Here is a 12,903-nt window from a genome sequence, read left to right on the forward strand (position 1 = left end):
CGCCATCCGTGGCGGGTCTTCTCAACCTTCGGCCCGTTGCGGCGACACCTGAGCGGTCTGGTGCCGGACTGTGGTGACTTCGGCCAGCAGGGCTCGGGTCTGGCTGGCCGTCCCGACTCAGCGACGGTCGATGAGGACCGGCTCGGTCTTCTCTCGGACCTCGTCGAGGGTGACGCCGTCGGCGAGCTCGACCAGCACCAGTCCGTCGGGGGTGATGTCGATGACGGCCAGGTCGGTGATGATGCGCTGGACCACGCCGCGGCCGGTGTAGGGCAGCGAGCACTCGTCCACGATCTTGTAGGAGCCGTCCTTGGCGACGTGCTCCATCAGCACGATCACCTTCCGGGCGCCGTGGACCAGGTCCATCGCACCACCCATCCCCTTGACCATCTTGCCGGGGATCATCCAGTTCGCGATGTCACCGCTCGCGCTGACCTGCATCGCGCCCAGGATCGCGGCGTCGATCTTGCCGCCCCGGATCATCCCGAAGCTCGTCGCGGAGTCGAAGAAGCTCGCCCCCCGCCTGACCGTGACCGTCTCCTTGCCCGCGTTGATCAGGTCCGCGTCGACGGCGTCCTCGCTCGGGTACGCGCCCACCCCCAGGATCCCGTTCTCCGACTGGAGCACCAGCTCGACCTCGTCGGGCACGTAGTTGGGCACCAGGGTCGGCAGCCCGATCCCCAGGTTGACGTAGTCGCCGTCGGCCAGCTCAGCCGCCGCCCTCGCCGCCATCTGCTCCCGCGACCAGCTCATGCCGACTCCCCCTGCGCACGCACGGTGCGCTTCTCGATCCGCTTCTCCGCCGCCTGCTCCGGGCTCAACGCGACGACGCGCTGCACGAACACCCCCGGCGTGTGGACCTGGTCCGGGTCCAGCTCACCCGGCTCGACCAGCTCCTCGACCTCCGCGATCGTGACCCGACCGCACATCGCGGCCAGCGGGTTGAAGTTGCGCGCCGACTCCCGGAACACCAGGTTCCCGTGCCGGTCGCCCTTCCAGGCACGCACCAGCGCGAAGTCGGCCACGATCGCGTGCTCGAGCACGAACTCCTTCGGACCCTCCGCCGTCTCGAACGTCTGGGTCTGCTTGGCCGGACTGGCGACCTGCACGTTCTCCGGCCCGGTCCCGACCCCGTCGTACTTCCACGGCAGGCCGCCCTCGGCGACCTGCGTGCCGACGCCGGTCGCGGTGAAGAACGCCGCGATCCCCGACCCGCCGGCCCGCATCCGCTCGGCCAACGTGCCCTGCGGGGTCAGCTCGACCTCCAGCTCGCCGGCGAGGTACTGGCGGGCGAACTCCCGGTTCTCCCCGACGTAGGAGGCCACCATCCGGCGCAGCCGCCCCGCCGCCAGGAGCAGACCCAGACCCCAGTCGTCCACCCCGGCGTTGTTCGAGACCGCCTCGAGGTCGGCGACACCGGACTCCAGCACGGCCCCGATCAGCACCGACGGGATGCCGCACAGCCCGAAGCCACCCACCGCCAACCGGGCGCCATCGCGAATGTCCGCCACCGCCTGGGCGGCCGAAGTCACCGTCTTGTCCATGGCGACCATTCGACCGAGCACGGCCGGCGCCGTCAACGGTCGCTCACTGGTCGGACGAGAATCGATCGGGCAGCGGATCCCTGCACCTGTTAGCGTTCATTGAGTGGACGCGCCTGTGGATGTGGTCGGCCGCGTCGGGACAGTGCTGCGAGCCGTCTCCTCCTTCGAGCCGACGGGGGCGACGACGAGTGCTGTCGCCCACCTCGCCGGTCTGCCGCGGCCGACGACCCATCGCCTGCTGACCTCGCTCCTCGACATCGGGTTCGTCGACCGCGACCGGAACGGAGGGTGGCTGCTCGGGCCGGAGCTCTACCTGATGGGCGAGACGGCGGCACCTCGCTACGACGTCACGCAGGTCGCCCAACCGTTCGTGCGGCGCCTGGCTGTCGCGACGGGTGAGAGCGCGTTCTTCTCGACCCGCCGCGGCGACGAGACCGTCTGCCTGCTGCGCGAGGACGGCAGCTTCCCGATCCGTTCGCACGTCCTGTACGAGGGGATCCGCTTCCCGCTCGGCGTCGCCTCGGCCGGCCTCGCCATCGCGTCGTTCCTGCCTCCACGCGAGGTCGAGCACCTGCTGTCCACCGACCTGACCGGCGCCTACGGCGCCGCCCACACGCCCGAGGCGATCCGCGCCCGGATCGCCCAGACCCAGCGTCTCGGGTACGCCGTCAACCCCGGCCTCATCGTCGAGGGCAGCTGGGGGCTCGGGGCTGCCGTGTTCGACCACGCCGGTGAGCCCCGCTGGGCCCTGAGCCTGACCGGGATCGAGCAGCGGTTCGACGACGAGCGACGTCAGGCCATGGGTGAGCGGCTCCTCCAGGAGGCTCACGACCTGAGCACGGCGCTGCGCGCCCGGTGAGGCGACCGACGATCGGGGTCACTCATCGGGCCGTCCAGGGAGGCCACCTTCTCGGGCTCGACGAGGCGCTTGACCGCGGTCTCGGCCAGCATGACCTTCGCCAGGCCCGGGGACGATGCACCTTCGGCCTGTAGCGCCACTTCGACCGGCGCCAGCGAGCTGGCAGACGTCGCCAGGGCTCGGCCGATGCTGCCCTCCATGGTCACGCCGAGCCTGAACACACGCCCAAGGCTCTCGGGGACCGCTGTTCAGCACCGCCCAGAATTGCCCTGGCTCCGGAGGCAACCTGACTTAGAGACGAATTGTTGCCCAAGTTCGTAGAGTTCAATGAAGAAAGTTGCTTGACGTTCTGCCTGCCTCAGACTTTATTGCAAAAAGTTGCCAGAACGGATTGTCGCAACTGGTACTTTTGTACGGAAGGTTGCCCGCAGGCTCGACTTGCGCGACGTTCGAGATGAGGTGGTCATGTCCGAGACTCCGTCCGCGCCTAGCGGCAACCCAGCCGGCGAGCTGGTCTTCTCGACCGCGGCCAACAAGGCGCACCTGTCGCGGATGCGCCGTGCAGGCAAGGCTGTCCGCCTGACGACGGGCGTGTACGTCGTCGGGGCGTCCCTTCCCGTCGAGACGGTCGTTCGTGAACACCTGTGGAACGTCATCGCACACTTCTGGCCGGATGCTGTCGTGTGCGACAGGACCGCGTTCGACGGCGGCAGAACTGACTGGATCTTCATCTGCCACCCAGACCCGCCGCGGGTCAGAGACCTCTTGATGCCGGGCGTGACCGTGAAGTGCCGCATCGGCCCGGGGCCGCTGCCCGGGGATAGCCGGTGGATGGACGTCCTGTACCTGTCGAGCACCGCCCGCGCGCTCCTTGAGAACGCTGAGGAGGTCGGCCGGCCCGCCGAGAACCGCCCTTCGCGGGCAGCTGGTCTCAAGGCCGTCGGTGACCAGATCGACGCCCTCGCATCCTCTGGCGATCACAGCCGACTCAAGACCGTGTTCCACGTCTTCGACCAGATCCAGGGCTACTTCAACCAAGCCACGGTGACCCGGGTTCGAGCCCTCCTGGCCGCTGCGAGCGGAACCTACTCCGGTGGGGAGATCGCCTCCGAGCGTCTCGCCGCTCGTGTTAGTGGCACCCCGTATGACGCCGCCCGCGTCGAGCTGTTCCGCAAGGCGGTGGCAGAGCTCGAAAGTCTCGCGCCGATCGTGCGACCTGACAACGCCGGCCCTGAGTCTCGCCAGTGGCTGCCGTTCTTCGAGGCGTACTTCTCGAACTACATCGAAGGCACGCGGTTCTCGGTCGAGGAAGCGTTCGACATTGCGATCAACAACGAGGTCCCTGCCGCGCGGCCCAAGGACGCGCACGACGTGTCTGCGACGTTCCGGATCGTCAGCGACCACGCGTTGATGCAGGTGGTACCGCGCGACGGAGACGACCTCGTGGAGATCTTGAAGGACCGCCATCGGGTGCTCATGGCGGCCAGACCGGAGAAGCGGCCCGGCCAGTTCAAGGATCTTCCCAACTACGCGGGAGCCACATCTTTCGTTGCACCGCTCCAGACTGAGGGCACCCTGCGTGCCGGCTGGGAGCTCCTGAACGGACTTGTCGACCCATTCCACCGCGCCGTCATGATGATGTTCCTCGTCAGCGAGTGCCATCCGTTCGACGACGGGAACGGGCGCGTGGCTCGCATTCTGACGAACGCCGAGCTCGTTGCGCGCGGGCAGCATCGCATCGTCATCGCGACCAGCTACCGCAACAACTACCTCGCCGCTCTCACCGGTGCGACCGCCGGCAACGGTGTGACCCCGCTCGTGTCCGTCCTCGACTTCACGCGGAAGTGGGTCGCGGTCGTTGACTGGTCAGACTGGGACCGATGTCGCGCAGACCTGGGCTCCTCCAACGCGTTCGAGGACCCGGGCGTTGCTGAGCACTCGGGCAAGGTCCTCCGGTTGCCAAGCGGTCCCTGACACGCGCTTCTGGGGCGCCGGAGCCTTGGGGCGGCGGCCCCCGGGCCACGCCGTGTATGAGACCAGGACGCGGCTCTCTGGAGAGAAGGCCCGGGGGCCGTTGGGCACGCTGCGCTCCTCTCGTGCAGAGAACGCCCGAACGCCCGGCAATCGCAGCGCGATCGCCGGGCGTTGGGTTGTCTGGCCGCCCCACATTGGGAGAAGCCCAGATTTCAGCGCTTGATGTTGACCAGGTCCTCGAGCACCTGGTCGGAGGTGGTGATGACCTTCGAGCTGGCCTCGAAGCCGCGCTGGGCGAGGATCAGGTTGGTGAACTCCTGGGCGAGGTCGACGTTGGACATCTCCAGGCTGCCGACAGTCAGGGTGCCGTTGCCGCCGACGCCGGGGACGCCGTACGTCGGGGTGCCGGAGCTGGCCGACTCGGCGAACTGCGTGTCGCCGACCTTGTTCAGTCCCTGCGGGTTGACGAAGTCGGCGATCGAGATCTGGCCGATGTTGTGCTGGGAGTTGTCGTCGTAGACGCCGCGGACCATGCCGTCGCTGCTGATCTCGTAGGAGACGAGCTTCGGCGTGCCGGTGCCGATGCCGTTCATGAACTGGTTGACGTGTTGCGGTGCGACGGTGGTGTCGACGAGGCCGGTGGTCGCGTCGGCGGCGTAGCCCATCACGAACTTGCCGTCGGGGGCGACCAGGTTGCCCTGCGGGTCCCAGGAGAACGAGCCGGCGCGCGTGTAGGTGAGGTTGTTGCCGTCCTGCACGACGAAGAAGCCGTCACCGTTGATCATCATGTCGGTCGGGCGACCGGTCGTCTGGTTGGAGCCCTGGGTGAAGTTGCCCGAGGTGCCGGCGACCTGGACGCCGAGGCCGATCTGGATCGGGTTCGTGCCGCCGCGGACGCCGTTCGGGGCGGCGCCGGCGGTGAGCATCTGGCTGAGCGTGTCCTGGAAGACGGTGCTGCTGCTCTTGAAGCCCGTCGTGTTGGCGTTGGCGATGTTGTTGCCGGTCACGTCGAGCATCGTCTGGTTGACGCGCAGGCCGCTGATGCCGGAGAAGAGCGAGCGAAGCATGGGATCTCCTAGTTCGGGGGTGGGTCAGGCGGAGGGGGAGCTGGAGGGGGTGGCCACGGCGGTGACCGAGGTGACCGGGACGCTGACGCCGCCCACGGTCAGGACCGGCCCGGTGGCCGGGAAGCTGACGCCGCTCGCGACGCCGGTCTGGGTCGCACCGCTGGCGTCGACCCAGCTGACCTGGCGGCCGATCATGCCGGCGGCGCCGAAGGACATCTGTGCGGACAGGAGCTTGTCCATGCCGTCGGCGACGCTCTGCATCTTCTCCAGCGCGGTGAACTGGGCGTTCTGCGCCATGAACTGGCTGGAGTCGGTCGGGTTCATCGGGTCCTGGTACTTCAGCTGCGCGACCAGCAGCTGCAGGAACGTGTCATGGTCGCTGGTCGCCTTCGCGGAGTCGGCGGACGAGGAGCCGGCCAGGGCCAGCAGGCCCGAGGTCGCCCCTTCGGTGGCAGAGACGGACATCTGTCCTCCTCACATCAGCCGGTCGAGGCGACCGGGGTGGACGGGGGTGCCGGTCCGGCTGGCACCGGTAGGGCTGCCGGGGCGGGTGCCCCGGGGGCTGGCGGGCTCGTCGGTTGGTGCGCCGGACGTCGTACGGCTCGGGTCGCGGTCGGGGTTGCGGTCGGGGTTGCGCGGGTCGCCGCCGCCGTCGGCCTGGGCGGCGTACGACGACTGCTGACCGCGGCCCTCCCCGCCCCGCTGGTCGGTCGTGGTCGTGGTGGCCGCGGCGGTGTCGCGGACGACGACGCGGGCGTCGCCGCCGGTGACCTCCAGGAGCCGGTGCAGCTCGGGCGCGCCCTGCAGCAGGGCGTCGTGGGCGGCGCCGCTCTGCGCGGTCATGCTGACGTGGACGGAGCCGGCACGGACGACGAGGGTCACCTTCACCTCACCGAGGTCCTCGGGGTGCAGCGTGATCGAGAGCCGGTGCGTGCCGGTGCCGGCCTGGGTCGCGACCCGGGTCACCTCCGGGAAGACCTGCCGCAGCACGGCCGTGGTCCTGTCGCCGGACGAGCCCGCGCTCGGGTCGATGGGCGCGCCGCCGGTGACGGTGACCGACGCGGCCCCCGACCCGTCGACGGCCGTGACAGGGAGCGACGTGGCGTCGACCGTCGGCGCCGCCTGGACCGTCGACTGCTCACCGTCGGGGGAGGTGGCCGGCGTGGCGGCGGAGGCCGAGCGGCTCGCTTCACCGGTCGCCGGCCGGGCCAGCGGGGCGCCGACCGCCGGCAGTGCCGTCGCGGGCGCCTGCTCGCCGTCCGCGGGCCTCGGCGACCCGGTCGGCAGCTCACCACCGAGGCCGGTGGCGACGGGCAGCGATGCCTGGCCGACCGGGAGCGCCGGCGCGGCGCTGGTCGGCGCGGCGCCCGTCGGCATCGCCCCCGTCGGCACCGCGCCCGGCAGCGCCGCGCTGAGCGGCACCGCGCTCGGCAGCGCCGCGCTCGGCACCGCCCCGGACACCGTGGTGGCAGACGTGGCTGTCGCCGCGAGTGACGGCCCGGCGCCTGCCGGTGTGGCGGAGCCGTCGGTCGCGGGAGTGGCCTGGGCGACGGCGGCCAGCGCCGTGCTCAGGGTCGCCAGGAAGTCGTCGAGGCCCGGGGCGGACGCGTCGGCGTCGTCCGGCGCGTGCTTGCCGGCGGCCTCGGCCTTGCCGGCGGGTGTCTTGCCCGTCGGCGCCGGGCCGGTCGAGAGCGTGGGGACGAACGATGTCACGGTCATGCTGCGCCCTCCTGGGCCGTCAAGCCGGTCGTGGACAGGAGCGACTGCAGGTCGAACGACGCGCGGGACGCGGCGAGGTCGCTGCTGGTGGGCGCGACGGAGCGTGCTGCCGAGCCGTTGGCCGAGTCGGGCAGGATGCGCCGGATGTAGTCGGGCGTCGACGGGACGTCGACGAGCCGCACCTGGGCGCCGGTGTGCGGCGCCTCGATCATCTTGCCGTTGCCGACGTAGATGGCGATGTGGTCGGCGCCGTTGTTGCGGGAGCTGTTGTTCCAGGCGATCAGGTCGCCGGGCTGGGCGTCGGCCATGCCGGCGATCGGCCGGCCGGACCTGGCCTGGTCGGCCGAGAGCCGCGGCAGGTCGTAGCCCAGGCTCTTGTAGACCGACTGCACGAGCCCCGAGCAGTCGACGCCGCTGCTGATCGAGGTGCCGCCCCAGACGTAGGGGAGGCCGAGATACTTCTTCGCCTCGTCGACCACGGCCTTCTGGGACGTCGTCGGAGCCGCCGTGCCCAGGTCCGTGCCCAGGTCCGAGCTCACCCCTGTGGCGGGGTCGGCGGACGTGGCCGCGGTGGTCGCCGACACCTTGTCGAGGGTGGTCGCGAACGCCGCGCTCGTCGCGGCGTCGGAGGTCTGGGTGCTCTGCAGCTGCGAGATCTGCGACTCGATCTGCTGGATGCGGTCCGTCACGGACGCGATGCTCATCAGTGCTCTCCGGTGGTGCGCCGCAGCCAGCCCTGCGCGGCGGTCTCGTCGGTCTGTCGGTCCTCGGCGCGGCGGGCTTCGTGCCGGCGCTCGGCGGTACGCCGCTCGAGCAGCTGCTCCACGGCGGCCAGCCGGCTCTTGTCCTGCTCCCAGCGGTCGCGGGCGGCGTCGGCCAGCACCTCGGCGGCCGCGAGCTCCTCGCGGGCCAGGCGCGTCGACTCGGCCAGGTGGCCGAGCGTCATGCGAAGGGTGAGGAGGGCGCCCGGCGTACCGCTCCCGAGGATGTCCGCCTCGAGCGCCGCGGCGCTGGCCAGCTGGGCGCGCAGCTCGGCGAGCCGCTCCTCGCGCTCCCGCTGGGTCGCCAGGGCCTGCTGCAGCGCGAGCAGGCTGTCCCGCTCGCGGACGCCGCGGACGCGGCCGACGGCGTGCAGGCCGGGGTCGTGGACGACGGTCACGACACCAGCTCCTCGAGCAGTGCCCAGGTGTCCCCGGACGGCTCGTCCATCCGCTGCCGGAGGAACCCGTCGATGCGGGGGAGCAGCGCCAGGGCGGCGTCGGCGTCGGCGTCGGACCCGGCGGCGTACGCCCCGATCTCGACGAGCTCCTTGACGTTGCGGTGGGCGGCGAGCAGGCGGCGCAGCCGGGTCGCGTCGCGCTGCTGGTCGGGGGTGGTGACGGCGCCGGTGAGCCGCGAGATCGACTCGAGCACGTCGACCGCGGGGAAGTGGCCGCTGGTCGCGAGCGTGCGCGACAGGACGACGTGGCCGTCGAGGATCGACCGGGCGGTGTCGCCGATCGGGTCCTGCAGGTCGTCGCCCTCGACGAGCACCGTGTAGAGCCCCGTGATGGAGCCCTCCGGAGAGGTCCCGGCGCGCTCGAGGAGCCGCGGCAGCAGGCCGAAGACCGAGGGCGGGTAGCCGCGGGTCGCGGGCGGCTCGCCGGCCGAGAGGCCGATCTCGCGCTGCGCCATGGCGACCCGGGTGAGGCTGTCCATCATCAGCACCACGTCGCGGCCGGAGTCGCGGAACGACTCCGCGATCCGCGTCGCGACGAAGGCCGCGCGCATCCGCTCGACCGCGGGTGCGTCGGAGGTCGCCACGACGACGACGGAGCGGGCCAGACCTTCGGGGCCGAGGTCGTTGTCGAGGAACTCGCGCACCTCGCGGCCACGCTCGCCCACGAGCGCGATGACGTTCACATCGGCGTCGCCGCTGCGGGCGATCATCGACAGCAGCGACGACTTGCCGACGCCGGAGCCCGCCATGATGCCGATCCGCTGGCCGCGCCCGCAGGGCACCAGCGCGTCGAGTGCGCGCACGCCGAGGGGGAGCGGGGCGGTGATCCGCGGGCGGGTGTACGCCGACGGGGCCGCCAGGTCGACGCCGACCTGGGGCAGGTGGTCGATCGTGGGGCCGCCGTCGACGGGTCGGCCGAGGCCGTCGAGGACGCGGCCGAGCAGGGCGTCTCCGATGCGGACCCGCAGCGGGCCGCCCGTGTGACGCACCAGGTCGCCGACGCGCACGCCGGTGATCGGGCCGAGCGGGAGGCAGACGGCCGCCCGCGGACGCAGCGCGGCCACCTCGGCGAGCAGGCAGGCGTCGCCCGAGCCCGTCGCGACCTCGACCAGGTCCCCGACAGCCAGGGGCAGCCCCGTGACGACCAGGTGCAGGCCGACCAGCTCGGTGACGGTGCCGAGTGCGAGCGGGCGGGCGGCCTCGACCGCGCGGTCCATCACGGCCGTGGTGAGAGCGCTCATCGGAGCACGTCCCTGAGCCGGTCCATGGCGGTCGCGATGCGCAGGTCGGTCACCGCGCCGTCGCACTCGACGACGGCGTCCGCACGGTCGAGCGTCGCGTCCGCGGCGACGACCAGACCGGCCTCGGTGAGCTCCTCGGCGGCCGCGGAGGCCGCGACGGACGGGTGCAGGCGGACGGTCGCGGTCGGCGCCGAGGGGAGGACGGTCAGCACCCGGCGTACGACGTCGGCGTCGGTCACGACCGTCATCTCACGTGCGAGCAGGGTCTCGGTGATCGCCCAGGCGAGGTCGGTGCCCTGCTCCTCGATGCTGCTGCACAGCTCCGTCAGGAGCGCGCGCACCTGCTGCGCCGACTGGCGCAGGGCCGTCACGGCGGCCCGGTGCTCGTCCTCACGGCGGGCCTCGGCCTCGCGTCGGGCGTGCTCGGCCTGCTCGGTCGCGGCGGCGGCGGCCGACAGGGCGTCGCGGCGGCCGCGGGCCCAGCCGACGGCGTACCCCTGGGCGTGCGCGTCGGCACGCGCGCTCTCGGCGAGCTCGCCGAGCACGGTGCGGGCCAGCTCGTTGGCGTCGGTCCAGTTAGCCGCCGGGAGGTCGGGCAGCGAGAGCGGGGTGACCGTCATCAGACCACGAACTCCTCGTCGTTGCCGCGACGCACGGTGATCTGGCCCTGCTCCTCCAGTTGGCGGATGGTGCGGATGACGCTCTGCTGCGCCTCCTCCACCTGCACGAGGCGTACGGCGCCCAGCAGCTCGACCTCGTCGAGGAGGTTCTCGGCGGCGCGCTCGGAGAGGTTGCCCGTGATCTTGTTCTTGACCTGCGAGCTGACGCCCTTGAGCGCCAGCGCGAGCTCGCCGGTGTCGACCTGGCGCAGCACCTGCTGCACCGACCGGTCGTCGAGCCCGACGATGTCCTCGAACATGAACATCCGGCTCTTGACCTCGTCGGCCAGCGCCGGGTCGAGCCCCTCGAGGCCCTCCACGATGAGGCGCTCGGTCGGCCGGTCGGAGCGGTTGATGATGTTGACGAGCGGGTCGACGCCGCCCACGCGGGAGACCTCGGTCGGCTGCAGCATCGACGACAGCTTGCGCTCGAGCACGGCCTCGACCGCGCGGATGATCTCGGGCGAGGTCCGGTCCATCACCGCGATGCGGTGGGCGACGACCGCCTGGAGGTAGTTCGGCAGGCCCGACAGCAGCAGCGACGCCTTGTCCGGGGTCATGTGCGCCAGCACGAGCGCGATCACCTGCGGGTGCTCCTCGGCGATGAAGCCGCGCAGCTGGGCCGGGTCGGCCCGGTGCAGGAACTGGAAGGGCATCTGGACGGCGGCCGCGTGCAGCCGGTCCATGATCTCCGCCGCGCGCTCCTCGCCGATGGAGCTCTGCAGGAGCTGCTGGGCGAAGCTGAAGCCGCCCTGGGCGATGTGGGCGCGCGCCACCATGAGCTCGCGGAACTCGCCCAGTACCTGGTCGGTCTCGATCGACGAGATCGCGTCCAGGCGTGAGATCTCCGCGGTGATCGCCTCGACCTCGGCGTCGGACATGTGCCGCAGCACCGCCGACGCGCGCTCCTGGCCGAGCTGGATCAGCAGGATGGCGGCCTTGCGCAGCCCCAGCGAGTTGGCCAGGGCGTGGTTGCCGTTCGCCGCCATGACGGCGAGCGCGGGGGTCATGACGGTCACGACTTGTGCTCCACGAGCCAGCCGCGCAGCAGGGCGGCGACGTCGTCGGGCTGACGCTCGACGAGCGCGTTGAGCTCCTCACGGATCTCGTCCGCCGGGTTGGGGCCGGCCGGGGGCTCGAGCTCGCTCAGCAGCTGGGCCGCGGCGAGCTCCTGGGCGCCGGCCCGGGCGGCCGCCTCGGCGCGCAGCTGCTCGACGACGTACGACGTCGCCTCCTCACGGGCCTTGTTGCGCCGGCGGGCCCGCATCCAGGCGAGCAGCACCATCAGGGCGACGACGGCGCCGAGCCCGAAGTTGCGGTAGAGCGTCATCCGTTGCGCGCTGGCCTTGGCCGCGTCGGCCTGGGCCAGCTCCTTGGCGGCCGCGGCGTCGGCGGTGTGGTCGAACGGCATGCTGCTGACGTCGATGGTGTCGCCGCGGGTGGTGTTGATGCCGGTGGCGGCGGCGATCACGTTGCGGATGTCCTGCGGCTGGATCGTGCCGATCGTGGCCGCGTCGAGCACGACGCCGACGTGCAGCGACTTCACGCCGCCGGGAGCAGCGATCCGCTCCTCCTCGGTCGTGTCGACCGCGTTGTCCTGCGTCTTGCTGCCGTTCGCGTACGTCGACGGGCCGCTCGTCGTGGTCGAGGAGCTGCCCATCTGCCCGTCGGGGCCGACCACGCCGCCCGCGGCGTTGCCCGCGGAGGTGCCGGGGCCCTGGTACTTCTCGGTCTGGACCGTCTGGGAGAGCGGCACGACCTTCGGGTTGTAGCTGTACTTCTTCGTCTTGGTCGTCGTCTGGTCGAAGTCGAGGTCGGCCGTCATGTTGACGGTCGAGTGGCCCGGACCGACGACCTTGTCGAGGACGGCCTGGATGTTGCTCTTCATCTGGTTCTGGAACGCGTCGACTTGCTGCAGCCGCGTGCTGGCGGCGCCGGCGACGGTGTCGTCCTGGACGGTCAGCACCTTGCCGGTGGCGTCGGCGACGGTGACGTTCTTGGGGTCGAGCCCGTCGATGCTGGAGGCGACGAGGTGGACGATCGCCTGCACCTGGTCGTCGGAGAGCGTCGTGCCGATCTTGGTCTTGACGAGCACCGACGCGGTGGCCGGGTCCTGCTGGTCGGAGAAGACCTGCTTCTGCGGCAGCGCGAGGTGGACGACGGCGGTGTCGACCCCGTCGATCGCCTCGATCGTCTTGGAGAGCTCGCCCTCCATGGCGCGCTTGAAGTCGGTCTGCTCCTGGAACTCCGAGGTCGACAGCGAGGTGTTGTCCAGGATCGAGTAGCCGCCGCTCCCGGTGTCGGAGGGCAGCCCCTTGCCGGACAGCGCGATCCGTGCGGCGTAGACCTGGCCCTGCGGCACCATCACGGTGTTGCCGCCGTTGGCCAGCTCGTACTTCACGCCCTCCTTGTTCAGCTCGTCGACGACGGCCGAGGCGTCCTGGCCGGAGAGGTTCGAGTAGAGCGGGGCGTACGTCGGCGCCGCGGCCCAGCGGAAGACGAGGAAGCCGCCGAGCAGCAGCGCCGCCGTGCCGACGAGGGCGACAGCCTTCTGGCCGGTGGTGAAGTCGGCGAAGGTCCGCGTGTAGCGGGTGAGGGTCCGAGAGAGGTTGTCGCGCATG

General features: G+C 71.2%; 13 protein-coding genes. 2 read left to right on the plus strand and 11 right to left on the minus strand.

Going from position 1 to position 12,903, the window contains the following annotated elements; translation table 11 throughout:
• Positions 1-117: 117 nt before the first annotated feature.
• Both ABD205_RS08230 and ABD205_RS08235 read right to left on the minus strand, forming a co-directional pair.
• Positions 118-753 (minus strand): 3-oxoacid CoA-transferase subunit B, encoded by a 636-nt coding sequence (locus ABD205_RS08230; RefSeq protein ID WP_344044257.1) that lies wholly within the window; start codon positions 751-753, stop codon positions 118-120.
• Positions 750-1,544: a CoA transferase subunit A gene (locus ABD205_RS08235; RefSeq protein WP_344044258.1), complete on the minus strand. Its 795-nt coding sequence runs from the start codon at positions 1,542-1,544 to the stop codon at positions 750-752. Before ABD205_RS08235 ends, ABD205_RS08230 begins: the two co-directional genes overlap by 4 nt.
• A 103-nt stretch (positions 1,545-1,647) precedes the next feature.
• Here ABD205_RS08235 and ABD205_RS08240 point away from each other — a divergent pair, with 103 nt between their 5' ends.
• Positions 1,648-2,403, plus strand: coding sequence for an IclR family transcriptional regulator (locus ABD205_RS08240; RefSeq protein ID WP_344044259.1), 756 nt, complete (start codon positions 1,648-1,650; stop codon positions 2,401-2,403).
• Between the two features lie 378 nt (positions 2,404-2,781).
• Positions 2,782-4,377, plus strand: a complete 1,596-nt coding sequence (locus ABD205_RS08245; RefSeq protein ID WP_344044260.1) for a Fic family protein — start codon at positions 2,782-2,784, stop codon at positions 4,375-4,377.
• 212 nt (positions 4,378-4,589) lie between these two features.
• Here ABD205_RS08245 and ABD205_RS08250 read toward each other — a convergent pair whose 3' ends face one another.
• The 9 genes from ABD205_RS08250 to fliF are packed head-to-tail and all read right to left on the minus strand — an operon-like array spanning position 4,590 to position 12,902.
• Positions 4,590-5,444 (minus strand): flagellar hook-basal body complex protein, encoded by an 855-nt coding sequence (locus ABD205_RS08250; protein ID WP_344044261.1) that lies wholly within the window; start codon positions 5,442-5,444, stop codon positions 4,590-4,592.
• Between the two features lie 24 nt (positions 5,445-5,468).
• Positions 5,469-5,909, minus strand: a complete 441-nt coding sequence (locus tag ABD205_RS08255; RefSeq protein WP_344044262.1) for a flagellar hook assembly protein FlgD — start codon at positions 5,907-5,909, stop codon at positions 5,469-5,471.
• A 9-nt stretch (positions 5,910-5,918) separates the two neighbouring features.
• On the minus strand, positions 5,919-7,163 hold the full coding sequence (locus tag ABD205_RS08260) for a flagellar hook-length control protein FliK (protein ID WP_344044263.1): 1,245 nt from the start codon (positions 7,161-7,163) through the stop codon (positions 5,919-5,921).
• Positions 7,160-7,867: a C40 family peptidase gene (locus ABD205_RS08265; RefSeq protein WP_344044264.1), complete on the minus strand. Its 708-nt coding sequence runs from the start codon at positions 7,865-7,867 to the stop codon at positions 7,160-7,162. The genes ABD205_RS08260 and ABD205_RS08265 overlap by 4 nt, the downstream gene beginning before the upstream one ends.
• The gene (locus tag ABD205_RS08270) at positions 7,867-8,322 is read right to left on the minus strand and encodes a flagellar export protein FliJ (protein ID WP_344044265.1); all 456 of its coding nucleotides are present in this window, start codon (positions 8,320-8,322) and stop codon (positions 7,867-7,869) included. Before ABD205_RS08270 ends, ABD205_RS08265 begins: the two co-directional genes overlap by 1 nt.
• Positions 8,319-9,623 (minus strand): FliI/YscN family ATPase, encoded by a 1,305-nt coding sequence (locus tag ABD205_RS08275; protein ID WP_344044266.1) that lies wholly within the window; start codon positions 9,621-9,623, stop codon positions 8,319-8,321. Before ABD205_RS08275 ends, ABD205_RS08270 begins: the two co-directional genes overlap by 4 nt.
• Positions 9,620-10,243, minus strand: a complete 624-nt coding sequence (locus ABD205_RS08280; RefSeq protein ID WP_344044267.1) for a FliH/SctL family protein — start codon at positions 10,241-10,243, stop codon at positions 9,620-9,622. The genes ABD205_RS08275 and ABD205_RS08280 overlap by 4 nt, the downstream gene beginning before the upstream one ends.
• Complete coding sequence (gene fliG, locus ABD205_RS08285; protein WP_344044475.1) at positions 10,243-11,292, minus strand: flagellar motor switch protein FliG; 1,050 nt, start codon at positions 11,290-11,292, stop codon at positions 10,243-10,245. The genes ABD205_RS08280 and fliG overlap by 1 nt, the downstream gene beginning before the upstream one ends.
• Positions 11,293-11,297: 5 nt before the next feature.
• On the minus strand, positions 11,298-12,902 hold the full coding sequence (gene fliF, locus ABD205_RS08290; protein ID WP_344044268.1) for a flagellar basal-body MS-ring/collar protein FliF: 1,605 nt from the start codon (positions 12,900-12,902) through the stop codon (positions 11,298-11,300).
• Position 12,903: the final 1 nt, after the last annotated feature.

The sequence above is a fragment of the Nocardioides panacihumi genome, from assembly GCF_039530925.1.
GTDB classification, from domain to species: Bacteria; Actinomycetota; Actinomycetes; order Propionibacteriales; family Nocardioidaceae; genus Nocardioides; species Nocardioides panacihumi.